Raw genomic sequence first — 21,318 nt, forward strand, 5'->3', positions numbered from 1 at the left:
TTGAGTGATGGCAGCGACACATCGACAATCCAGGTGATCGTCAGCGTGATCGTCAGCAGACAGGAGTACCCCTCGTGACCGTCGTCGGGCCGTTCGGACTGAGCGTGCGGGACCAGGCTCTTGAGACCGATGTCCAGGCCGGACTGGCCGCCGTCGAGGCGGGTCTGCTGGAGGCCACCAAGAGCGAAGTCCCCTTCATCACCGAGGCCGCGCAGCACCTGGTCAAGGCGGGCGGCAAGCGGTTCCGGCCGCTGCTGGTCATGCTCGCCTCCCGCTTCGGCGACCCGTACGCGCCGGGCATCGTCCCCTCCGCGGTCGTCGTGGAGCTCACCCATCTGGCGACGCTCTACCACGACGACGTCATGGACGAGGCGGAGGTCCGCCGCGGCGTGGCCAGCGCCAACACCCGCTGGGGCAACTCGGTGGCCGTCCTGACGGGTGACTTCCTCTTCGCCCGCGCCTCGCACATCCTGGCGGACCTCGGCCCCGAGGCCGTCCGCATCCAGGCCGAGGCCTTCGAGCGGCTGGTGACCGGCCAGATCCTGGAGACGGCCGGCCCGCGCGACGGCCGCGACCCGGTCGCGCACTACCTCGACGTCATCGCCGGCAAGACCGGCTCCCTGATCGCGGTCTCCGGCCGGTTCGGCGCGCTGATGTCCGGCGCCGACGAGTCGGTCGTCGACATCCTCACCCAGTACGGCGAACGCCTCGGCACCGCCTTCCAGCTCGCCGACGACGTCCTCGACATCGCCTCCGACTCCCACGAGTCCGGCAAGACCCCGGGCACCGACCTGCGCGAGGGCATCCCCACGCTGCCGGTGCTGCGGCTGCGCGAGATGGCGGCCCAGGGCGGCGACCCCGCCGACCTGGAGCTCGTACGCCTCCTGGACGGCGACCTGAGCGACGACGCCCGCCACGCGGAGGTGCTCTCGCGGCTGCGCGTGCACCCCGCGCTGGAGCGGGCCCGCCGCGACACCATCCAGTACGCGCAGGACGCCCGCGACATGCTCGCGCCGCTGCCCGACTGCTTCGCCAAGGCGGCGCTCGAGGAGCTGTGCGACGCGGTGGTGCACCGCGCCGGCTAGGCACGCGAGGGCGACGGCGGCCGGTGGGCCGCAAGGGCTCCGCATCCCCTACGGGTAGGGGATGCGGGGCCCTCGTCGTGTCATCCCCTGGGTGTACGCGGAGTTGATTCCGCGGAGTGACGCCCCGACCCCCTCCGCTTTGGTCAGATGGAGACACATCCCCACCAGATCGGGTGAGAGTGGCGGCGCGGGGTGGACACGTACAGGCATGAAGGAAGGCCGCCGCCGTACACAAAGAGGTAGGGCAGAGATGGCAACGAACGCAAAGACCCGCAAGGCCGCCCGGTACGCCGTACCGGTGGCGGTGGCGGGCGTGGCCGCGGCGACGGTCGCGATGGTCCCGGCCTTCGCCGACGCCGGCAGCCCGGACCTGCCGAAGGTGACGGCCCAGCAGCTGATCGAGAAGATCGCCGCCTCGGACGTGCAGCAGCTGTCCGGCAGCGCCAAGATCAGCACCGACCTGGGGCTGCCCACCTTCGCGAGCGGTCTGCTCGGCGGCGTCGGGGGCGGCGCCTCCTCCGGGGGCTCCGCGGACCCGCAGGACAGGATCGCCCGGCTGGCGAGCGGCACCCACACCGTGCGCGTCGCGGCCGACGGGCCGGACCGCCAGAAGCTGACCTTCGTCGACGGCAAGGACGAATACAGCATCGTCCACAACGGCGCGGACGTCTGGGGCTACGACAGCAAGGCCAACCAGGTCTGGCACGAGAAGGACCCCGGCGCGGGCACCTCGGCCGGCCGGGACCACAAGAAGACCGCCGACCGGCTCGCGGCCTCGCCGCAGCAGCTCGCCCAGGAGGTCATCCAGTCCGCCGGGCCGACCACCGACATCAGCGTCGGCGACACCGCGCAGGTGGCCGGCCGGGACGCCTACCAGCTGGTGCTGAAGCCCAAGCACGGCGGCTCCACCGTGGGCTCGGTCAAGATCGCGGTGGACGCGAAGAACGGCGTGCCGCTGCGCGTGCAGCTGCTCGCCGCCGAGGGCGGCAAGCCCGTCGTGGACGCCGGCTTCACCAAGGTGGACTTCGCCAAGCCCGCCGCCGACGCCTTCGCCTTCACCCCGCCCAAGGGCGCCAAGGTGACCGAGGGCAAGGACGGCGAGGCCAAGGGTCCCGGCCACGGCAAGGAGTTCAAGGGCCTGGACGCCTTCCCCGGCCTCGGGGCCGTCACCGGCGGCGCGGGCATCCCGGGCGGCCCCGGCGGCGAGCACGGCGGCGCGCAGGTCCTCGGCGAGGGCTGGTCGGCCATCGCCCGCATCGACACGGGCGCGGGCCGCAGCCTGAAGGACATCGAGAACGACAAGAACGCCCCCAAGGAGGCCAAGCAGTTCCTGAACTCCCTCGGGGACAAGGTCACCGGATCCTTCGGCGAGGGACGGCTCTTCAAGACCCGCCTGGTCAACGCGCTGATCACGGACGACGGCAAGGTCTACGTCGGCGCCGTCACCAAGGACGCGCTGGTGCAGGCGGCCAACGCCCACAAGTAGCCGGCGCAGGGCCGCCGGACGGCCGCGGGACGGCCGCTGCGACCGGCACCGGGTGGGCGGGGACTGTGTCCCTGCCCACCCTTCGGCCGTTCCCGCCCTGTGTACAGCGGCCCCGCTGTACCGTGACAGGCATGTCGAGACACGTCACCATCCGCCTGGACGAAGAGTTCCACGACCGCCTCAAGGCGCGCGCGGCGGCACTGGGCACGACGGTCACCGCGCTGATCACCGAGGTCACCGAACGGGAGCTCGACGAGGACCGGGAGAACTTCCTCTCCGGCATAGAGGAGTTCGCCGACCACTGGGGCTACTTCCAGGAGCGGTTCGGCAATTGAAGATCACCATGGAATGGGCCTGGACCGCCCTGGCCCACCACCTCCCGTCCGATCCCGCCGTATGGGATCCCTCCGGGGTGGCCGCCGCGGTCGCCCGGCACCAGAACGACCTGGTCATGGTGCCCGAACAGCCCGCCCCCGACACCGCGTGGCGGGCCGCTGCGTTCCTGCACACCCTCGCCGTGTGCCCGGCGCTGGAATCACCGATGAACGAGTTCTACGCGGCCGCCGCCACGCGCTCGTACCTGCGGGTCGCCGGAGCGGAGCAACTGCCCTCGCCCGAGCAGCTGGGCGACCTGGTCGAGGCGGCGAAGCTGGGCCGCGCCGACGTGTCCGCGGTGGCCGAGGAGCTGCGCGCCCTCATCCGGGAGCCGCAGGACGTCTCGGCCGCCCCGCGCATGGCCGGCCCCGACGGCGCGTAGCGCCGCCGGGGCCGGGCCGGTTGCCGTGCGGTTGCCGTGCGGGTGCGGGGTGCGGGTGGCTCAGAAGGTGATCCGCCAGCTGTTGATGTAGCCGGTGTCCTGCGCCGCCACGTCCTTGACCTGGAGCTTCCAGACGCCGTTGGCCACCTCGGCGGAGGCGTTGACGGTGTACGAGGCCACGACGTTGTCCGCGGAGTCCGAGCCGGAGGAGTTCTTCAGCCGGTACGCCGTGCCGTCGGGGGCGATCAGGTCGATCACCAGGTCACCGCGGTAGGTGTGGACGATGTTCACGTCCACCTTGGTGGTGGCCGGGGCGTTGCCCGGGACGCCGGAGACCGTGATGGGCGAGGTCACCGCGGCGCCGGGGGAGTCCGGTATGTTCACGTCCGCGGTGTTCTCGAACGACGGGCCGGGCGGGACCGGCGTGGCCGCGCCCAGGTTCCAGACCGCGTAGGCGATCGCGTCGGCATTGCGGTCCAGAGCGGTGTCGTCGATGTTCGCCGCGGTGTCGCAGGACGCGTGGTAGCAGCGGTCGAAGGCCTGTCCGGCGGTGCCGCCCCACTTCTGCGCCTGCGCCGCCGTCTTGGTGTAGTCGGCGCCGGAGAACAGCCCGCCCACCGGGACGCCCGCGTTCTTGAACGGGGCGTGGTCGGAGCGGCCGTCGCCCTCCGTCTCGATCTCGGTGGGGATGTTCAGGCCGGCGAAGTAGGTCTTGAAGGTCTGCTCGATGGTGGGGTCGTCGTCGTAGACGAAGTAACCCGGGTTCGGCGAGCCGATCATGTCGAAGTTCAGGTAGCCGGAGATCTTCGCCTTCTCCGTGGCCGAGAGGCTGTTGACGTAGTACTTGGACCCGACCAGGCCCAGCTCCTCCGCGCCCCACCAGCCGAACCGCAGGTGCTTGGTCGGCTGGAGCTGGGCGCGCGAGACGGCGAGCGCCGTCTCCAGCACGGCGGCCGAGCCCGAGCCGTTGTCGTTGATGCCCGGGCCGGCGGTGACGGAGTCCAGGTGCGAGCCGGTCATCAGCACCGAGTTCGGGTCCCCGCCGGGCCAGTCGGCGATCAGGTTGTAGCCGGTGGCGCCGCTGCTGGTGAAGGTCTGCAGCGTGGTGGTGAACCCCGCCGCGTCCAGCTTGGCCTTCACGTAGTCGATCGAGGCCTTGTAGCCGGCCCTGCCGTGGGCGCGGTTGCCGCCGTTGTTGGTGGCGATGGTCTGGAACTGGCTCAGGTGCGCCTTGACGGCCGCCAGCGGGATGTCGGGCGGGGTCGGAGCCGCGGCCGCGGTGGGGGCGGCCAGTGCGGCGGGGGCGGCGGGGGCGAACAGGCCGGCGACCGCGAGCGCGGTCACGGCGGCGAGGCGCCGGGAGACGGACAGGCTCATGTGGGGGCTCCGGAAATTCCGTTGGGGATTGAACGGAACGTGCGGGTGGCGCGGGTGAGCAGTCGTGCGTCAGTGCGAGCCCTGATGTTCAGTGAGGGCGTGACGGCCCGTCAAGACCGCTTTTCGGTCAGAGTCGTTCGGAAAACGGACGATCCCCGTCACGGGAGTTCCGTGACGGGGATCGAGGGGGTAGTGGGGTCGGCGCCGCGGTACGGCGCCCCGCGCTTACGCGCGTTCCGCCGCCGGAGCGGCGGGGGCGGCCGGGACGTCCGCGGCGGCAGGAACGTCCACGGCGGCCACGGCGGCCGGGGCGTCCGCGGCCGCCTCCATCGCCTCCAGGCGGGCCCGGTTCCGGCGGGCCGTGCGCAGGGCGTCCCAGGTCAGCAGGGCGAGCGCGGCCCAGACCAGGGAGAAGCCGGCCCACCGCTCGGGCGGCATGGCCTCGTGGAAGTAGACGACGCCGAGCGCGAACTGGAACACCGGGGCCAGGTACTGCAGCAGCCCCAGCGTGGACAGCGGCACCCGGATCGCGGCGGCACCGAAGAAGACCAGCGGCACGGCGGTGATCAGCCCCGTCGAGGCGAGCAGCGCGGAGTGGCCGAAGCCGCCCGCGGTGAAGCTGGAGCGGCCCTGCGAGCCCAGCCACAGCAGGTAGCCCAGGGCGGGCAGGAAGAGCAGGGCGGTCTCGGCGGCCAGCGACTCCACGCCGCCCATGTTGAGCTTCTTCTTGATCAGCCCGTACGTCGCGAAGGAGAAGGCCAGCACCAGGGAGATCCACGGCGGACGCCCGTACCCGATGGCGAGCACCAGCACCGCGAGGAAGCCGATGCCGACCGCCGCCCACTGCGCGCGGCGCAGCCGCTCGCCGAGGAGCAGTACCCCGATGGCGATGGTGACCAGCGGATTGATGAAGTAGCCGAGGCTGGACTCGACGACCGCGCCGTGGTTGACGGCCCAGATGTACAGGCCCCAGTTCACGGAGATCACGGTGGCGGCCAGCGCCGTCAGGCCGAGCTTCCGCGGCCGGCGCAGGAGCTCGCGTATCCACCCCCAGCGGCGCATGGCCAGCAGCAGCACCCCGACCACGGCCAGGGACCACACCATGCGGTGGGCGAGGATCTCGACGGCCCCGGCGGGCTTGAGGAGCGGCCAGAAGAGGGGGACCAGGCCCCACATCCCGTAGGCGCCGAATCCGTAGAGCAGGCCCGTGCGCTGCTCACTGTCCGCCTTCACTCCGGCCTCCCGTCGCAATTCAGCCAACCTCACACCAGAAGCTAGCGCTGTTCGCCGCCGATGTCATGCCCATAAGCGGGAGATACTCATGACACGGGTGAGGCCTTGCGCGGCGTCGGCCGGGCGGACTCACCTGTTCCGCCCGACCGGTTCCGGTTCCGGTTCGGTTCCGTACGGTGCCGTCCTCAGGCCAGGGCCGAGGCGATCGCGTCCGCGACCGGGGTGGTCGGGCGGCCGATGAGCCGGGAGAGGTCGCCGCCGGTGTGGGCGAGGCGGCCGCGGGAGATCGCCGCGTCCACGTCGACCAGCAGCGCCGCGAAGCCCTCGGGGACGCCCGCGCCGGTCAGGATCGACAGGTGCGCCTCGGCCGGGACCTCGGAGTACGCGACCTCCTTGCCGGACTGGGCCGCGACCTCGGCCGCGTACTCCGCGAGGCTCCAGGCGGTGTCGCCGGAGAGCTCGTAGACCCGGTTCAGGTGGCCCTCGCCGGTCAGCACCTCCGCCGCCGCGGCCGCGTAGTCCGCCCGTGCGGCGGAGGCGATCCGGCCCTCGCCCGCGCTGCCGACGACCGCGCCGTGCTCCAGGACGGTCGCCAGGTGGTGGGTGTAGTTCTCGTGGTACCAGCCGTTGCGCAGGAAGGTGTGCGGCAGGCCGGAGTCCAGGATGGCCTGCTCGGTGACCTTGTGCTCCGCGGCCAGGTCGAAGTCGGCCTCGGGGCCGCCGAGGATGCCGGTGTACGCGAGCTGGGCGACCCCCGCGGCCTTGGCGGCCTCGATCACGGCGGTGTGCTGCGGCACGCGGCGGCCGACCTCGTTGCCGGAGATCAGCAGGACGCGGTCGCCCGCGCGGAAGGCGGCGGCCAGGGTCTCGGGGGCGTCGTAGTCGGCGATGCGCACCTCGACCCCGCGCTCGGCCAGGTCGGCGGCCTTGGCCTTGTCGCGGACGACGACGGCGACGGACTCGGCGGGGACCTTGCCGAGCAGCTCCTCGACGACGAGGCGGCCGAGGGCTCCGGTGGCTCCGGTGACGACGATGCTCATGGTGTGCGCTCCCTGCGTGCGGATCGGTGCTGTTCGCGGGTGTTCCGCGGTGTGGGCACCACCCTACGGAGAGCGCTAACTATTCGTAAGTACCCACTTTGAAGTAAGGTACTGGTATGGGAGTAAGCAGCCAGGCCACCACCCCGCCGCCCGTGTCGGTGAAGGCGCCGATGTGCCCCTCCCGCGGGGTGCTCGAGCACGTCACCAGCCGCTGGGGCGTCCTCGTGCTCGCCGCCCTCAAGGAGCGCTCGTACCGCTTCAGCGAGCTGCGCCGGGAGGTCGGGGGCGTCAGCGAGAAGATGCTGGCGCAGACCCTCCAGACGCTGGAGCGCGACGGGTTCCTGCTGCGCGACGCCAAGCCGGTCATCCCGCCCCGGGTGGACTACTCGCTGACCGCGCTCGGCCGGGAGGCCGCCGAGCAGGTGTGGGCGCTGGCCCGCTGGACCGAGCGGCGCACCGCCGAGGTGCAGGCGGCGCGCGCCGCGTACGACGAAGCCCGGGGCTCCTGAGGAGGAGCCCCGGGCCGGCGTACTGCTGCTCTGCTGCCTGCGCCCGGACCGCTAGCCGACGACCGTCCAGGTGTCGTTGCCGGCCAGCAGGCCGGCCAGGTCGCCCTTGCCCTTGGCGTCGACGGCCGTCTCCAGCTGCTCCGCCATCAGCGTGTCGTACACCGGCCGCTCCACGCTGCGGAACACCCCGATCGGCGTCCGGTCCAGGGTGTCGGGATCGGCCAGCCGGGACAGCGCGAACGCCGTGGTGGGACTGCCGGCGTGCGCGTCGTGCACCAGGATCCGCGAGGCGTTCTCCGGGGTCACGTCGACGACCTCCAGCTCCCCGGTCTGCGGGTCGCGCACGACGCCCTTGTGGCCGTCGGCCCCGAAGCGGATCGGCTGCCCGTGCTCCAGGCGGATGACCGCCTCCTGGGCCCGGTCCTTGTCCTTCAGGGCCTCGAAGGCGCCGTCGTTGAAGATGTTGCAGTTCTGGTAGATCTCCACCAGCGCCGTGCCCGGGTGGTCCGCGGCCGCCCGCAGCACCTCGGTCAGGTGCTTGCGGTCGGAGTCGACGGTGCGGGCCACGAACGAGGCCTCGGCGCCCAGGGCCAGCGACACCGGGTTGAAGGGCGCGTCCAGCGAGCCCATCGGTGTCGACTTGGTGATCTTGCCGAGCTCGGAGGTCGGCGAGTACTGGCCCTTGGTCAGACCGTAGATCCGGTTGTTGAACAGCAGGATCTTCAGGTTGACGTTCCGCCGCAGCGCGTGGATCAGGTGGTTGCCGCCGATGGACAGCGCGTCGCCGTCACCGGTGACCACCCACACGGACAGGTCGCGCCGCGAGGTGGCCAGCCCCGTCGCGATGGCCGGGGCGCGGCCGTGGATCGAGTGCATCCCGTACGTGTTCATGTAGTACGGGAACCGCGAGGAGCAGCCGATGCCGGAGACGAAGACGATGTTCTCCCGGGCCAGCCCCAGCTCGGGCATGAAGCCCTGCACCGCGGCCAGGACCGCGTAGTCGCCGCAGCCCGGACACCAGCGGACCTCCTGGTCCGACTTGTAGTCCTTCATGGACTGCTCGGCCTCCGCCCTGGGGACCAGGGAGAGCGGCGCGGGCCGGGTGGGGGCGTCGGTCACCTCAGTCATGCTGCACGGCCTCCTCGAGAGCCTTCGCGAGCTGCTCCGCCTTGAACGGCATTCCGTTCACCTGGTTGTACGACCTTGCGTCGACCAGGTACTTCGCCCGGATCAGACCGGCGAGCTGCCCGAGGTTCATCTCCGGGACCACCACCTTGTCGTAACGCGCCAGGACCTCGCCGAGATTCCCCGGGAAGGGGTTCAGGTGGCGCAGGTGGGCCTGGGCGATCGGCACCCCGGCGGCCCGCAGCCGGCGCACGGCGGCCGTGATCGGGCCGTACGTGGAGCCCCAGCCGATGACCAGGGTCCGGGCCCGGTCCGGGTCGTCGACCTCCACGTCCGGGACCTCGATCCCGTCGACCTTGGCCTGGCGGGTGCGGACCATGCGGTCGTGGTTGGCCGGGTCGTAGCTGATGTTGCCCGTGCCGTCCTGCTTCTCGATGCCGCCGATCCGGTGCTCCAGGCCGGCCGTGCCCGGGACCGCCCAGGGCCGGGCCAGGGTCTGCGGGTCGCGCTTGTACGGCCAGAAGACCTCGGTGCCGTCGGCGAGCCGGTGGTTGGGCCCGGAGGCGAACCGGACGGTGAGGTCGGGCAGGTCCGACACGTCCGGGATCCGCCAGGGCTCGGAGCCGTTGGCGAGGTAGCCGTCGGAGAGCAGGAAGACCGGGGTCCGGTACGTCAGCGCGATGCGGGCCGCCTCCAGGGCGGCGTCGAAGCAGTCCGCCGGGGTGCGCGGGGCGACGATCGGCACCGGGGCCTCGCCGTTGCGCCCGTACATGGCCTGGAGCAGGTCCGCCTGCTCCGTCTTGGTCGGCAGGCCGGTGGAGGGGCCGCCGCGCTGGATGTCCACGATCAGCAGCGGCAGCTCCAGCGAGACCGCGAGGCCGATGGTCTCGGACTTCAGCGCCACGCCGGGCCCGGAGGTCGTGGTCACGCCGAGCGCGCCGCCGAAGGCCGCGCCGAGCGCCGCGCCGATGCCGGCGATCTCGTCCTCGGCCTGGAAGGTCCGCACGCCGAAGTTCTTGTGCTTGCTCAGCTCGTGCAGGATGTCCGAGGCCGGCGTGATCGGGTAAGAGCCCAGGTAGAGCGGCAGATCGGCCTGGCGGCTCGCGGCGATCAGCCCGTAGGACAGGGCCAGGTTGCCGGAGATGTTGCGGTAGGTGCCGGTCGGGAAGGCCTGCGTGGCCGGGGCCACCTCGTAGGAGACCGCGAAGTCCTCGGTGGTCTCGCCGAAGTTCCAGCCGGCCCGGAAGGCGGCGACGTTCGCCTCGGCGATCTCGGGCTTCTTGGCGAACTTCTGCCGCAGGAACGTCTCGGTCGCCTCGGTCGGCCGGTGGTACATCCAGCTCAGCAGGCCCAGCGCGAACATGTTCTTGCTGCGCTCGGCCTCCTTGCGGGAGAGCCCGAAGTCCTTCAGCGCCTCGACCGTGAGGGTCGTCAGGGGCACCGGGTGGATGTTGTACGCCCCCAGCGAGCCGTCCTCCAGCGGCGAGGTCTCGTAGCCGACCTTCGCCATGGGGCGCTTGGTGAATTCATCGGTATTGATGATGATCTCGGCGCCGCGCGGTACGTCCCCGATGTTGGCCTTCAAAGCGGCCGGATTCATCGCCACCAGGACGTTCGGTGCGTCGCCCGGCGTGAGGATGTCGTGGTCGGCGAAATGCAACTGGAAGGACGAGACACCCGGAAGGGTGCCGGCGGGCGCCCGGATCTCGGCCGGGAAGTTCGGGAGGGTGGAGAGGTCGTTCCCGAAGGACGCCGTCTCCGAGGTGAACCGGTCCCCCGTGAGCTGCATGCCGTCACCCGAGTCACCCGCGAAGCGGATGATCACCCGGTCGAGGCGGCGTACTTCCTTGGCCCCCGGGGGTGCGGCCGGGGCCGATCGCTGCTCGCCGACGACGGCTCCCTCGGCCCCACCGGCCCCGTCGGCCTGCTCGGCTGGACTACTGACCTGGCTGGTCACTGAACTGGACCTCCTTCGAGGCGTGGCGTTCGCGCTCCCAAGGCCCACCCTACGTCGGTGGCAGTGGTCCGCTCGGGGGCGCTCATATTCTGGACCGCTTTTTCGGGCGGTCGGTCGACAGAATTTCCGGAGAATCCGCGGGAAGAGCGAGGTTCCGAAGGTTTTCTTGCCGTGCAGGAAATAGTGCGAGCCCCGTGCGGCCGGGAGCGGTAACGCCGTACCTGACAGAGTGTCAGTCGATCAAGGATTCGAACAAGCCCTCGATCACGACCGCAGGTAGGTCAGGACGGCCAGGACGCGCCGGTGGTCCCCCTCGCTGGGCGACAGGCCCAGCTTCATGAAGATGTTGCTGACGTGCTTCTCCACCGCCCCGTCGCTGACCACGAGCTGCTTGGCCACCGCCGAGTTCGTGCGGCCCTCGGCCATCAGGCCCAGCACCTCGCGCTCGCGCGGGGTCAGCCCCGCCAGCACGTCCTGCTTGCGGCTGCGGCCGAGCAGCTGGGCGACCACCTCGGGGTCCAGGGCCGTGCCGCCGCGGGCCACCCGGACGACCGCGTCCAGGAACTCGCGCACGTCGGCGACCCGGTCCTTCAGGAGATACCCCACCCCGGTACTGGAACCGCCCAGCAGTTCGGTGGCGTACTGCTCCTCCACGTACTGCGACAGCACCAGTACGCCGATCCCCGGGTGCTCGCGGCGCAGCCGTACGGCGGCCCGGACGCCCTCGTCGGTGTGCGTGGGCGGCATCCGCACGTCCGCGACCACCACGTCCGGCAGCGCGTCCTCCGCCGCCAGCTCCGCCACCGTCTTGAGCAGGGCCTCTGCGTCGCCCACGCCGGCGACGACCTCGTGCCCGCGGTCGGTCAGCAGCCGGGTCAGGCCCTCCCGCAGCAGCACCGAGTCCTCGGCGATGACCACCCGCACCCTGTCGTCCACGATCCCAGCCCCCGCATGCCGTTCCGAATACCTGTCCGGCCCAAGCATCCCAGGCCGGGGGCCGATCCGGGCCGGCATTCGGGCCGTGCCCCGTGTCCGAAGCCGAGGGTGGACTGCCGGACCCCGGTCCCCGGGCGTCGGGCGTCGGCGGAGCGGCAGGGGCTCCGGGGCTCCGCCCCGGACCCCGCGCCTCAATCGCCGGCGGGGCTGGATGTGCCGGGGTCCCGCTTCGGCAGCAGGGGTAGGGCCGGGGTGGTCAGCGGGGGCGCCAGGGGAGTTCGGCGGTGGCGGTGGTGCCGGCGCCGGGGGGCGAGTCGACGACCAGGACGCCGTCCACCGCGTCCAGCCGCTCGGTGAGGCCGGCGAGCCCCGAGCCCCCGGCCGGCGAGGCCCCGCCGTGCCCGTCGTCCGCGACCCGGATCAGGAGCCGTCCGCCCGAGCGCCATACGTCCACGCTGGCGGTGCGGGCTCCGGAGTGCTTGCTGATGTTCTGCAGGAGTTCGGAGACGGTGAAGTACGCGATGCCCTCGATCGCCGCGGCGGGGCGTTCGGGCAGGTCGACGTGGACCGTGACCGGGACGGTGCAGCGGGAGGCGACGGAGGAGAGGGCGGCGTCGAGGCCTCGGTCGGTGAGGACGGCCGGGTGGATGCCGCGGGCGAGGTCGCGCAGTTCCTGCAGGGCGAGCTTGACCTCGCCGTGGGCCTCGTCGACCATCGCCGCCGCCGCGCCCGGGTCCTCCAGCAGCTTCTCCTTGGCCAGACCCAGCCCCATGGCGAGGGCGGCCAGCCGCGCCTGGGCCCCGTCGTGCAGGTCGCGCTCGATGCGCCGCAGGTCCGCCGCCGCGGTGTCCACCACCACGCCGCGGTCCGACTCCAGCTCGGTGACCCGGTGCGCGAGGCGGGAGGGGCCGAGCAGCCCGGCGACCAGGACGCGGTCCACGGCGGTCAGCGCCCGCACCACCCACGGCGTGGCCAGCGTCAGCGCCAGCCCGGCCAGGAACGAGCCCGCGATCCGGGCCGGCGAGTCCAGGTAGTAGGTGTGGTCGCCGTTCGTGAACAGCTGCAGCCCCGGCAGGTCGGTGTACGCCGGGAAGACCCAGAACCACAGCGGGTACAGCAGCAGCGACCATCCGCAGCTCCACAGCACCAGCGCCACGCAGAAGGCGAAGACGGCCCACGGCAGGTGGAACACCGCGTACAGGGCGTGCCGCCAGGCGCTCCCGCTCTTGAGCAGGGCCCCCATCGCGGCGAGCGCCCCGCCCTTGCGGCCCCGGACCGGCCGGGGGTCCGCCACGGCGAGCCCGAGCAGGCCGCGCGCCCGGGCCCGCTCCAGGCGCCCGAAGCCGCGGCACATCAGCAGCACGCCGGCGAGGACCGGGATCCCGAGGAAGGTGACGAGCAGTCCGGCGCCCACACTGATCCCGGTGACGGCGAGGGTGAAGTACACCAGGCTCAGCGGCAGCCCCAGCAACAGGTACCCGAACTCCCGCCAGGTCCGGCGCGCCACGGGCGCCCGCAGCAGCCCGCCGATCGCCGTGCCCGTCCCTGTGCCCGCTGCTGCGCCGGCCATCCCGATCCGCCCTTCCCCCGTCACGCTCACGCCCATGACCTCCACCCTGCCGATCGCGCCCGCGCCGGACCATGCGGCGGGTCGGCGTCCCGGCCGGGGGGATAACCCCACCGCGCGCCCCCGAAGGCCCCGCTCAGCCGCTCAGCCGCGCCCGCGCCACGGCAGCTCGGCCGTGACGACCGTGCCCCGCCCCTGCGGCGAATCCACCGCGAAGACCCCGTCCACGGCGCCCAGCCGCTCCGCGAGCCCGGCCATTCCGGTGCCGCCCGCCGGAGAGGCGCCGCCGCGGCCGTCGTCCGTCACGCGGATGAGCAGTCGGTTTCCGGAGCGCCGGACGTCGACGCCGGCGGTGCGGGCTCCGGAGTGCTTGCTGATGTTCTGCAGGAGTTCGGAGACGGTGAAGTACGCGATGCCCTCGATGGCGGCGGCGGGGCGTTCGGGCAGGTCGACGTGGACCGTGACCGGGACGGTGCAGCGGGAGGCGACGGAGGAGAGGGCGGCGTCGAGGCCTCGGTCGGTGAGGACGGCCGGGTGGATGCCGCGGGCGAGGTCGCGCAGTTCCTGCAGGGCGAGCTTGACCTCGCCGTGGGCCTCGTCGACCATCGCCGCCGCCGCGCCCGGGTCCTCCGGCAGCTTCTCCTTGGCCAGGCCCAACCCCATGGCGAGGGCCACCAGCCGGGCCTGGGCCCCGTCGTGCAGGTCCCGCTCGATGCGCCGCAGGTCCGCCGCCGCGGTGTCCACCACCACGCCCCGGTCAGACTCCAGCTCGGCGATGCGCCGCTCCAGCTCGTCCGAGGGCGACAGCAGCCCCCGTACCAGCAGCCGGTCCACGTTCGTCAGCGCACGCGTCAGGTACGGCAGCACCGGCCACAGCACGAACAGCCCGACCAGCGCCACCGTGAAGGTCAGCACCCCCCACGGCAGCCGCACCAGCTCGTACAGCACGCTCCGCCAGGCCACCGGGTCCTTCACCGCCGCCCACAGCCACGGGAGGAAACCACCGGCCCGCCGCGGGCCGGGCAGCGGAGTAGGCTCCTCCACATGGACGCCGAGCAGCACGCGGGCCCGCGCGCGCTCCGCCCGTCCCAGCTGGCGAGACACGAACAGACCAGTTGCGAGCAGCGGCAGGCCGACCACGGTCAGGGACAAACCGCCCGCGGTGGCCACCATGAACACCGTGTAAACAAAACCGACGAGCGCCGCCGGCAGATTGGCCAGCAGGTGGGCGGTTTCCTTCCACGCCACGACCCCCAGGGCGGGGCGGACGGGGGGCGGCCGGTCGTCGCCGGGGCCCTGAGTGCTCATGGTCATGCGGCACAGACTGCCAAGACCGCCGCGCCGGTGCCATGGGGCGGCCGGGCCGCAGTGAACGGGGGATAACCCCACCCCGTGTGGAGCAGGCCCTAGACTCCCGTCCGTAACAGATCGTCGACAGTGGCCAAGGAGCGAGGAACGGACGTGCCAGACCCGACGGTATCGACCGAAACCGTGCTCGCGGCGGACTATTTCCGGAGTTATTCGGTCGTCGGCCTGCTGGCCGTCCTCGGTGTGCTCTTCGTGGCCGTCGCCTTCGGCGCGGGCCGGCTGCTGCGGCCCGTCGTCCCGACCCCCGAGAAGCTCCTGACGTACGAGTGCGGCGTCGACCCGGTCGGCGAGGGCTGGGCCCACACCCAGGTCCGCTACTACGTCTACGCGTTCCTCTACGTGATCTTCGCCGTCGACTCGATCTTCCTCTTCCCCTGGGCGACCGTGTTCGCCGCCGCCGGCTTCGGCGCCACGACGCTCGTGGAGATGTTCGTCTTCCTCGGCTTCCTGGCCGTCGGCCTGCTCTACGCGTACAAGAAGGGCGTCCTCGCATGGACGTGACACCGCGGACCCAGCCGGAGCTGCTCCCCGAGCCCAGGCGCCTGGGAGTCCTGTCCCGCCTGGCCCCCGAGCCGATGAAGGTGGTCCTGAACTGGGGCCGCCGCTACAGCCTGTGGGTCTTCAACTTCGGCCTCGCCTGCTGCGCGATCGAGTTCATCGCCGCGTCCATGGCCCGGCACGACTTCATCCGGCTCGGCGTCATCCCCTTCGCGCCCGGCCCCCGCCAGGCCGACCTGATGATCGTCTCGGGCACGGTGACGGACAAGATGGCCCCGGCCGTCAAGCGGCTGTACGAGCAGATGCCCGAGCCGAAGTACGTCATCTCCTTCGGGGCCTGCTCCAACTGCGGCGGCCCCTACTGGGACTCCTACTCCGTCACCAAGGGCGTCGACCAGATCATCCCCGTCGACGTGTACGTCCCCGGCTGCCCGCCCCGGCCCGAGGCGCTGCTCCAGGGCATCCTCAAGCTCCAGGAGAAGATCGCCCGCGAGTCCCTCGCCGAGCGCTACGCCCACGGCGACCGCGGACCCTCGGTCGCCCAGCTCACCAGCGGCCTGGTCACGCCGCCGCCCGCCCCGGGAGCCGGCGCATGAACCCGTACGACTCCCTCCCCGACGCGGCGGCGACCGTCTTCGGCGCCGAGGCCGTGGCCGAGTCGGCCTACGGCCTGCTCACGGTCGACGTCCCCGCCGGAAGCTGGATTTCCGCCCTGGAGACCGCCCGCGACGAGCTGGGCTGCACCTACTTCGACTGGCTGAGCGCGGTGGACGAGCCGGGCACCGGCTTCCGCGTGTGCGCGCACGTCGTGGCGCTGGAGAACCGCCGCGTACGGCGGCTGCTGCTGCGCACCACCGTCCCGCACGCGGCGCCCTCGCTGCCCTCCGCCGTCGCGGTGTACGCGGGCGCGGCCTGGCACGAGCGGGAGACCTTCGAGATGTTCGGGGTCGTCTTCACCGACCACCCGCACCTGGTGCCGCTGCTCCTGCCGGAGAACTTCGAGGGGCACCCGCTGCGCAAGGACTTCGTCCTCGCAGCGCGCGTCGCCAAGGCCTGGCCCGGCGCCAAGGAGCCGGGCGAGGGCGCCGAGGCCGACGGGCCCAAGCGGCGGCAGATGCTGCCGCCCGGCGTCCCCGACCCCAACGACTGGGGCCCGCTCAAGGGGCAGCTCCCGCCCGCCCCCGCCCGCCCGGCCCGCACCCCGCGCGCCGCGGGCGCGGGCGCGGCCGCCCGCACCCCCCGCGAGGGCGCCCCGGTCCGCCGCACCCGCACGGTGGCGGAGGGCTCGGCGAGCCAGGCCGCTGCCCCGGCGGAGGGCGCCGGAGCAGAGGCTCCGGTCCGTCCGGCGCGCCGCACGCGCACCGCGGCCGAGGGCTCGGCGAGCCAGGCGGCTGCCGCGGCTCCGGCTCCGGCTCCGGCGGAGAGCGCAGAAGCAGAGGCGCCCGTACGCCCGGCGCGGCGTACGCGGTCGGCCGCCGACGGCTCGGCGAGCCAGGCCGCTGCCGCGGCTCCGGCCCCGGAGGAGTCCGCCGGGGGCGAGGCGCCCGTACGCCCGGCGCGGCGTACGCGGTCGGCCGCCGACGGCTCGGCCAGCCAGGCCGCTGCCGCGGCTCCGGCCGACGGCGTACGGAAGCCGCCCGCGCGGCGGAGCTCGGACGCGCCCTGGCACGACCCGAAGCCCGCCTTCGACGAGGACGAGCCGCCGGCGAAGCCCACGGCCGCCCCGGCCGCCGAGCCGGGGCCCGCACCCACCCCCGACCCGACCACCGACAACGGAGGCGACGCGTGAACGACGTCCTCGACGTCGCCCTGCGACTGATCGTCGTCTTCGCCGTCTTCCTCGTGCTCCCGCTCGTCGTCGGGCAGACCGAGCACAAGGTGATGGCGCACATGCAGGGCCGCCTCGGCCCCATGTACGCAGGCGGCTTCCACGGCTGGGCCCAGCTCGTCGCCGACGGCGTGAAGTTCGCGCAGAAGGAGGACGTGGTCCCGGCCGGCGCCGACCGCCGCATCTTCCAGCTCGCTCCGGCCGTTGCCCTCCTGCCGTACCTCCTCGTCCTCATCGCCATCCCCATCGGGCCCGGCGAGGGCGCGGTCGGCCAGGTCATCGACGCCGGCCTCTTCTTCGTCCTCGCCGTCATGGGCGTCGGCGTCCTCGGCAGCCTCATGGCCGGCTGGGCCTCCGCCAACAAGTTCTCCCTGCTCGGCGGCCTGCGCACGGCCGCCCAGCTGCTCGCGTACGAGCTGCCCATGCTGCTCGCCGCCGCCTCCGTCGCGATGGCCGCCGGGACCGTGTCCCTGCCCGGCATCGTCGGCGCCTTCCACTGGTGGTGGCTGCCCTGGCAGATCACCGGCGCGTTCGTCTTCTTCACCGCCGGCCTCGCCGAGCTCCAGCGACCGCCCTTCGACATGCCCGTCGCCGACTCCGAGATCATCTTCGGCGCGTACACCGAGTACACCGGCCTGCGCTTCGCGCTGTTCCTGCTCGCCGAGTACGCCGGCATCGTCGTCCTGTGCGCCCTGACCACCGTCCTCTTCCTCGGCGGCTGGCACGGCCCCGTCGCCGACGGCTGGGTCTGGACCCTGCTGAAGACCGCCGTCCTCGCCTTCGTCGTGATCTGGCTGCGCGTCAGCTACCCGCGGCTGCGCGAGGACCAGCTCCAGAAGCTGGCCTGGACCGCACTCATCCCGCTCGCGCTCGCCCAGATCGCGCTCACCGGCATCGTGAAGGTGGCGATCAGCTGATGTCCCCCATCCCCGGCTCCGGCCTCGCCAAGGGCCTCGCCGTGACGCTCCGCACGATGACGAAGCGCTCGCACACCGCCCAGTACCCCGACGTGCAGCCCGAACTGCCGCCCCGCACCCGCGGGGTCATCGGCCTGTTCGAGGAGAACTGCACGGTGTGCATGCTGTGCGCCCGGGAGTGCCCCGACTGGTGCATCTACATCGACTCCCACAAGGAGACCGTCCCGGCCGCCACCCCCGGCGGGCGCGAGCGCAGCCGCAACGTCCTCGACCGCTTCGCGATCGACTTCTCGCTGTGCATGTACTGCGGCATCTGCATCGAGGTGTGCCCCTTCGACGCCCTGTTCTGGTCGCCGGAGTTCGAGTACGCCGAGACGGACATCCTGGAACTCACCCACGAGCGCGACAAGCTGCGCCAGTGGATGTGGACCGTCCCGGCGCCGCCCGCCCTGGACCCGGCCGCCGAGGAGCCCAAGGAGCTCGCCGCCGCCCGCAAGGCGGCGGAGAAGGCCGAGGCCGCAGCAGCGGCAGCAGCCGAGGCCGCAGCAGCCGAGGCCGCAGCAGCCGCGGAGGCCGCCGGACCCGCCGGACCCGCTGAAGCCGTACCCCCGACCGACCCGCCGAGCGCCCCGGAGACTGACGCGTGACCCCCGCAGCCACCACCCTGGCCGCCGCGGTGCAGCCGGCGGCCTCAGCGGCCGGACACGGGTTCCTCTCCCCGACCGGCGTCGAGACCGCGTTCGTCCTCGTCGGCCTCGCCACCCTCGGGGCGGCCCTCGTCACCGTCACCACCCGCCAGCTCGTGCACGCGGCCCTGTGGCTCGTCGTCGCCCTCGGCGGGATCGCGGTGGAGTACCTGCTGCTGACCGCCGAGTTCATCGCCTGGGTCCAGGTCCTGATCTACCTCGGCTCCGTCGTCGTCCTCCTGCTCTTCGGACTGATGCTCACCAAGGCGCCGATCGGCCGCTCCCCGGACGCCGACTCCGGCAACCGGTGGGTCGCCCTCGGCGTCGCCGGGGCCGCGGCCGCCTCCCTCGTCTGGGTCGTCGTCGACGCCTTCCGGACCACCTGGATCGACCTCGACGGCCCCGTCCAGGGCTCCACCGAGGTCTCCGGCCGGATCCTCTTCCAGCACTGGGTGCTGCCCTTCGAAGCGCTCTCCGTCCTCCTCCTCGCGGCCCTGATCGGCGCCATCGTGCTCTCCCGCAGGGAAGCCGCCGACGGCGCCGCCCCCGCCGCCGACCCCAGCGACAAGGGGCAGAGCTGATGCACCTCGCCTACCCCGCCGTGCTCGCGGCGCTGCTGTTCTGCACGGGCCTGTACGGGGTGCTCGCCCGCCGCAACGCCATCCTGGTCCTGATGTCCGTCGAGCTGATGCTCAACGCCGTCAACCTCAACCTGGTGGCCTTCGACGTCTGGCTGCGCGACACCCTCCACGCCGGCCAGGCCCTGACCCTCTTCACCATCACCATCGCCGCCGCCGAGATCGGCATCGGCCTCGCGATCGTGCTCATGGTGTACCGCAACCGCGGCACCTCGGACGTCGACAGGCTGCGCGACACCGCCGAGGGCCGCGAACCCGAACAGACCGGCACCGCCCGGCCGGAGGTCGCCGCGTGAGCACCACGACCCTCGCCGTCCTCGTCCCCGCCCTGCCGTTCCTCGGCGCGGTCCTGGGGCTGCTGCTGGGCCGCACCGCCCCCGGCTTCGTCCGGCCGCTCGCCGTGCTGCCCGCGCTGGCCGCGGCCGGACTCGCCGTGGCCGTCGCCGTCCGCCAGGGCGGCGGGCCGGCCCTGAACGCCGCCACCGAGCTCACCCCGACCGGCTCCGTGCCGATCGAGCTCTCGCTCCACCTCGACGGCTTCGCCGCGCTCGCCGCGGTCCTCGTCGGCGTCATCTCCACCTGCGTCCAGCTGTACTCCACCGCGTACCTGCGCGAGGACCCGCGCTACCCCTCGTACGCCGCCCTGGTGTCGCTGTTCACCTCCGCGATGCTGCTCGTGGTCTACTCCGGCGACCTGATGGTGCTGCTGGTCGGCTGGGAGGTCATGGGCATCTGCTCGTACTTCCTCGTCGGGCACTACTGGGAGACCGAGGCGGCGCGCTCCGCCTCCCTGAAGGCCTTCCTCGTCACCAAGCTCGGCGACGTCCCCTTCCTGATCGGCCTGTTCGCGCTCGCCGCCGACGCCGGCTCCTTCGAGATCACCAAGATCCTCGGCACCGTCGCCGCGGGCGGGCTCGACCACCCGACGCCGATCGCACTGCTGCTGCTCGCCGGCGTCGCCGGCAAGTCCGCGCAGTTCCCTCTGCACACCTGGCTCCCCGACGCCATGGCCGGCCCCACCCCGGTCTCCGCGCTGATCCACGCCGCGACGATGGTCGCCGCCGGCGTGTACTTCGTCGCCCGTCTGCTGCCCGTGTTCACGGCCTCCCGGGCCGCCCTGGTCGTCATGGCCGTCATGGCCGCCGTCACCATGGTCGGCTCGGGCCTCGCCGCCCTGGCCCAGGACGACATCAAGCGCGTCCTCGCCTACTCCACCATCGGCCAGCTCGGCTACATGACCGGCGCCCTGGCCGTCGCCGACCGCAGCGCCGCCGTCTTCCACCTGCTCTCCCACGGCGCGTTCAAGGCCCTGCTGTTCCTCGGCGCCGGCGTGATCATCCACGCCGCCGGAACCAACTCCCTGGCCGCGATGTCCCGCATGGACGGCCTGGCCCGGCGGATCCCCGACGCCTTCTGGACCATGACGATCGGCCTGCTCGCGCTCGCCGCGATCCCGCCCTTCGCCGGCTTCTTCTCCAAGGAGACCGTCCTCGTCGCCGCCGAGAAGGCCGCCACCGGGCACACCGGGGCCGCGCCCGGCGCCGCCGGCTGGCTGGTGCTCGTCGCCGGCGTGCTGACCGCGCTGCTCACCGCCGCCTACGCCGCCCGGCTGTGGCTGATGGCCTTCCGCGGCTCGGGGGCCCCGGCTCCCGAGCACGGCAAGGAGCCCCTCGCCATGACGGGCGTGCTGTGGCTGCTGGCGATCCCCTCGATCGGCTTGGGCCTCGCCGCCCGGCCGCTCGCCGACTGGTTCGACGGCGGGCAGCTCACCCCGACGCTCGCCACCTCCGTCCTCGGCACCGGGGCCGCCGTCCTCGGCGCCCTGCTCACCTACGGCCTGTGGCAGCGCGCCGTCGCCAAGGCCGCCGCCGGCTCCTACCGCAGCGCCGAGCCCGTGCCCGCGTCCGTCGCCGCCGCCGAGTCCGCCGCCGAGACCCCCGAGGTCGCCGAGGTCACCCACGACCACCCCGCCGTCCCGACCGGGCCCGCACCCGACCCCGGACGCGCGCTGCTCGGCCCGCTCTACCGGCACGCCGCCGCCGGCTTCCACCTGGACGCCGTCTACGACCGGCTGTTCGTCCGGCCCGTGCGCGGGGCCGCCGCCCTCGTCCGCTTCCTCGACCGCGAGGTCGTCGACACGTACGTCCGCGGCGCGGGCACCGGCCCGCGGCTGCTCGGCAGCCTCGTGCGCCGCGCCCAGACCGGCAACGTGCAGAGCTACCTGAGCGCCCTGCTCGCCGGCGCCGTGGTCCTGGCGATCGCCACCGCCGTCCTCGCCAACGTCAACGCCGGATCGTGAGCCGTGAGTCAG

21 protein-coding genes are annotated in these 21,318 nt (G+C 72.8%); 13 read left to right on the forward strand and 8 right to left on the reverse strand.

Annotated features, from left to right (window positions below; genetic code table 11):
• Nucleotides 1–74: 74 nt before the first annotated feature.
• The 4 genes from AB0953_RS06875 to AB0953_RS06890 all read left to right on the forward strand — a co-directional run bounded on the left by AB0953_RS06875 (nt 75) and on the right by AB0953_RS06890 (nt 3,328).
• Nucleotides 75–1,085, forward strand: coding sequence for a polyprenyl synthetase family protein (locus AB0953_RS06875; RefSeq protein WP_366858359.1), 1,011 nt, complete (start codon nt 75–77; stop codon nt 1,083–1,085).
• Nucleotides 1,086–1,335: 250 nt separating this feature from the next.
• Nucleotides 1,336–2,571, forward strand: coding sequence for a DUF2092 domain-containing protein (locus AB0953_RS06880; RefSeq protein WP_366858360.1), 1,236 nt, complete (start codon nt 1,336–1,338; stop codon nt 2,569–2,571).
• 131 nt (nt 2,572–2,702) lie between these two features.
• Nucleotides 2,703–2,906: a ribbon-helix-helix domain-containing protein gene (locus AB0953_RS06885; RefSeq protein WP_362172581.1), complete on the forward strand. Its 204-nt coding sequence runs from the start codon at nt 2,703–2,705 to the stop codon at nt 2,904–2,906.
• Nucleotides 2,903–3,328, forward strand: a complete 426-nt coding sequence (locus AB0953_RS06890; RefSeq protein ID WP_366858361.1) for a hypothetical protein — start codon at nt 2,903–2,905, stop codon at nt 3,326–3,328. The genes AB0953_RS06885 and AB0953_RS06890 overlap by 4 nt, the downstream gene beginning before the upstream one ends.
• 60 nt (nt 3,329–3,388) lie before the next feature.
• Here AB0953_RS06890 and AB0953_RS06895 read toward each other — a convergent pair whose 3' ends face one another.
• From AB0953_RS06895 to AB0953_RS06905, 3 genes are all read right to left on the reverse strand, one after another.
• Nucleotides 3,389–4,705 (reverse strand): M28 family metallopeptidase, encoded by a 1,317-nt coding sequence (locus AB0953_RS06895; protein WP_366858363.1) that lies wholly within the window; start codon nt 4,703–4,705, stop codon nt 3,389–3,391.
• Nucleotides 4,706–4,930: 225 nt separating this feature from the next.
• Entirely contained in the window at nt 4,931–5,938 is a 1,008-nt protein-coding gene (rarD, locus tag AB0953_RS06900; protein ID WP_366858364.1) for an EamA family transporter RarD, read from the reverse strand.
• A 185-nt stretch (nt 5,939–6,123) separates the two neighbouring features.
• Nucleotides 6,124–6,978 carry an SDR family oxidoreductase gene (locus tag AB0953_RS06905; protein ID WP_366858365.1) on the reverse strand — a complete coding sequence of 285 codons (855 nt, stop codon included), beginning with the start codon at nt 6,976–6,978 and terminating at the stop codon, nt 6,124–6,126.
• 116 nt (nt 6,979–7,094) lie between these two features.
• Here AB0953_RS06905 and AB0953_RS06910 point away from each other — a divergent pair, with 116 nt between their 5' ends.
• Entirely contained in the window at nt 7,095–7,487 is a 393-nt protein-coding gene (locus AB0953_RS06910) for a helix-turn-helix domain-containing protein (RefSeq protein ID WP_366858366.1), read from the forward strand.
• 51 nt (nt 7,488–7,538) lie between these two features.
• Here the strand turns inward: AB0953_RS06910 and AB0953_RS06915 are convergent, their stop codons facing one another.
• From AB0953_RS06915 to AB0953_RS06935, 5 genes are all read right to left on the reverse strand, one after another.
• Nucleotides 7,539–8,615: a 2-oxoacid:ferredoxin oxidoreductase subunit beta gene (locus AB0953_RS06915; RefSeq protein ID WP_366858367.1), complete on the reverse strand. Its 1,077-nt coding sequence runs from the start codon at nt 8,613–8,615 to the stop codon at nt 7,539–7,541.
• A complete protein-coding gene (locus AB0953_RS06920; RefSeq protein ID WP_366858368.1) occupies nt 8,608–10,569 on the reverse strand; it encodes a 2-oxoacid:acceptor oxidoreductase subunit alpha in 1,962 nt (653 codons plus the stop codon). The genes AB0953_RS06915 and AB0953_RS06920 overlap by 8 nt, the downstream gene beginning before the upstream one ends.
• A 264-nt stretch (nt 10,570–10,833) precedes the next feature.
• Nucleotides 10,834–11,505 (reverse strand): response regulator transcription factor, encoded by a 672-nt coding sequence (locus tag AB0953_RS06925; protein ID WP_366858369.1) that lies wholly within the window; start codon nt 11,503–11,505, stop codon nt 10,834–10,836.
• Between the two features lie 256 nt (nt 11,506–11,761).
• Complete coding sequence (locus AB0953_RS06930; protein WP_366858605.1) at nt 11,762–13,075, reverse strand: sensor domain-containing protein; 1,314 nt, start codon at nt 13,073–13,075, stop codon at nt 11,762–11,764.
• Between the two features lie 141 nt (nt 13,076–13,216).
• Nucleotides 13,217–14,386: a sensor domain-containing protein gene (locus AB0953_RS06935; protein WP_366858370.1), complete on the reverse strand. Its 1,170-nt coding sequence runs from the start codon at nt 14,384–14,386 to the stop codon at nt 13,217–13,219.
• 147 nt (nt 14,387–14,533) lie between these two features.
• Between AB0953_RS06935 and AB0953_RS06940 the strand changes: the two genes are divergently transcribed.
• From AB0953_RS06940 to AB0953_RS06975, 8 genes are read left to right on the forward strand one after another with little or no spacing between them, the layout of a single operon-like run.
• Nucleotides 14,534–14,941, forward strand: a complete 408-nt coding sequence (locus tag AB0953_RS06940; protein WP_361919530.1) for an NADH-quinone oxidoreductase subunit A — start codon at nt 14,534–14,536, stop codon at nt 14,939–14,941.
• A complete protein-coding gene (locus AB0953_RS06945) occupies nt 14,932–15,534 on the forward strand; it encodes an NADH-quinone oxidoreductase subunit B family protein (protein WP_366858371.1) in 603 nt (200 codons plus the stop codon). Before AB0953_RS06940 ends, AB0953_RS06945 begins: the two co-directional genes overlap by 10 nt.
• Complete coding sequence (locus tag AB0953_RS06950; RefSeq protein ID WP_366858372.1) at nt 15,531–16,727, forward strand: NADH-quinone oxidoreductase subunit C; 1,197 nt, start codon at nt 15,531–15,533, stop codon at nt 16,725–16,727. Before AB0953_RS06945 ends, AB0953_RS06950 begins: the two co-directional genes overlap by 4 nt.
• Entirely contained in the window at nt 16,724–17,683 is a 960-nt protein-coding gene (locus AB0953_RS06955; protein WP_366858373.1) for a complex I subunit 1 family protein, read from the forward strand. The genes AB0953_RS06950 and AB0953_RS06955 overlap by 4 nt, the downstream gene beginning before the upstream one ends.
• The gene (locus tag AB0953_RS06960) at nt 17,683–18,330 is read left to right on the forward strand and encodes an NADH-quinone oxidoreductase subunit I (RefSeq protein WP_366858374.1); all 648 of its coding nucleotides are present in this window, start codon (nt 17,683–17,685) and stop codon (nt 18,328–18,330) included. The genes AB0953_RS06955 and AB0953_RS06960 overlap by 1 nt, the downstream gene beginning before the upstream one ends.
• Complete coding sequence (locus AB0953_RS06965; protein ID WP_366858375.1) at nt 18,327–18,950, forward strand: NADH-quinone oxidoreductase subunit J; 624 nt, start codon at nt 18,327–18,329, stop codon at nt 18,948–18,950. Before AB0953_RS06960 ends, AB0953_RS06965 begins: the two co-directional genes overlap by 4 nt.
• Entirely contained in the window at nt 18,950–19,303 is a 354-nt protein-coding gene (gene nuoK, locus AB0953_RS06970) for an NADH-quinone oxidoreductase subunit NuoK (RefSeq protein ID WP_366858376.1), read from the forward strand. The genes AB0953_RS06965 and nuoK overlap by 1 nt, the downstream gene beginning before the upstream one ends.
• On the forward strand, nt 19,300–21,306 hold the full coding sequence (locus AB0953_RS06975) for an NADH-quinone oxidoreductase subunit L (RefSeq protein WP_366858377.1): 2,007 nt from the start codon (nt 19,300–19,302) through the stop codon (nt 21,304–21,306). Before nuoK ends, AB0953_RS06975 begins: the two co-directional genes overlap by 4 nt.
• The last annotated feature ends 12 nt before the right edge of the window (nt 21,307–21,318 follow it).

The organism is Streptomyces sp. NPDC046866, assembly GCF_040704625.1.
Taxonomy (GTDB): Bacteria; Actinomycetota; Actinomycetes; order Streptomycetales; family Streptomycetaceae; genus Streptomyces.

Coding starts and splice junctions, on each gene's coding strand:
- AB0953_RS06935 (WP_366858370.1), bottom strand. CDS start 14,386: ATGACCATGAGCACTCAGGGCCCCGGCGACGACCGGCCGCCCCCCGTC.
- AB0953_RS06910 (WP_366858366.1), top strand. CDS start 7,095: ATGGGAGTAAGCAGCCAGGCCACCACCCCGCCGCCCGTGTCGGTGAAG.
- AB0953_RS06945 (WP_366858371.1), top strand. CDS start 14,932: ATGGACGTGACACCGCGGACCCAGCCGGAGCTGCTCCCCGAGCCCAGG.
- AB0953_RS06880 (WP_366858360.1), top strand. CDS start 1,336: ATGGCAACGAACGCAAAGACCCGCAAGGCCGCCCGGTACGCCGTACCG.
- AB0953_RS06885 (WP_362172581.1), top strand. CDS start 2,703: ATGTCGAGACACGTCACCATCCGCCTGGACGAAGAGTTCCACGACCGC.
- AB0953_RS06930 (WP_366858605.1), bottom strand. CDS start 13,075: ATGGCCGGCGCAGCAGCGGGCACAGGGACGGGCACGGCGATCGGCGGG.
- AB0953_RS06950 (WP_366858372.1), top strand. CDS start 15,531: ATGAACCCGTACGACTCCCTCCCCGACGCGGCGGCGACCGTCTTCGGC.
- nuoK (WP_366858376.1), top strand. CDS start 18,950: ATGCACCTCGCCTACCCCGCCGTGCTCGCGGCGCTGCTGTTCTGCACG.
- AB0953_RS06905 (WP_366858365.1), bottom strand. CDS start 6,978: ATGAGCATCGTCGTCACCGGAGCCACCGGAGCCCTCGGCCGCCTCGTC.
- AB0953_RS06915 (WP_366858367.1), bottom strand. CDS start 8,615: ATGACTGAGGTGACCGACGCCCCCACCCGGCCCGCGCCGCTCTCCCTG.
- AB0953_RS06960 (WP_366858374.1), top strand. CDS start 17,683: ATGTCCCCCATCCCCGGCTCCGGCCTCGCCAAGGGCCTCGCCGTGACG.
- AB0953_RS06895 (WP_366858363.1), bottom strand. CDS start 4,705: ATGAGCCTGTCCGTCTCCCGGCGCCTCGCCGCCGTGACCGCGCTCGCG.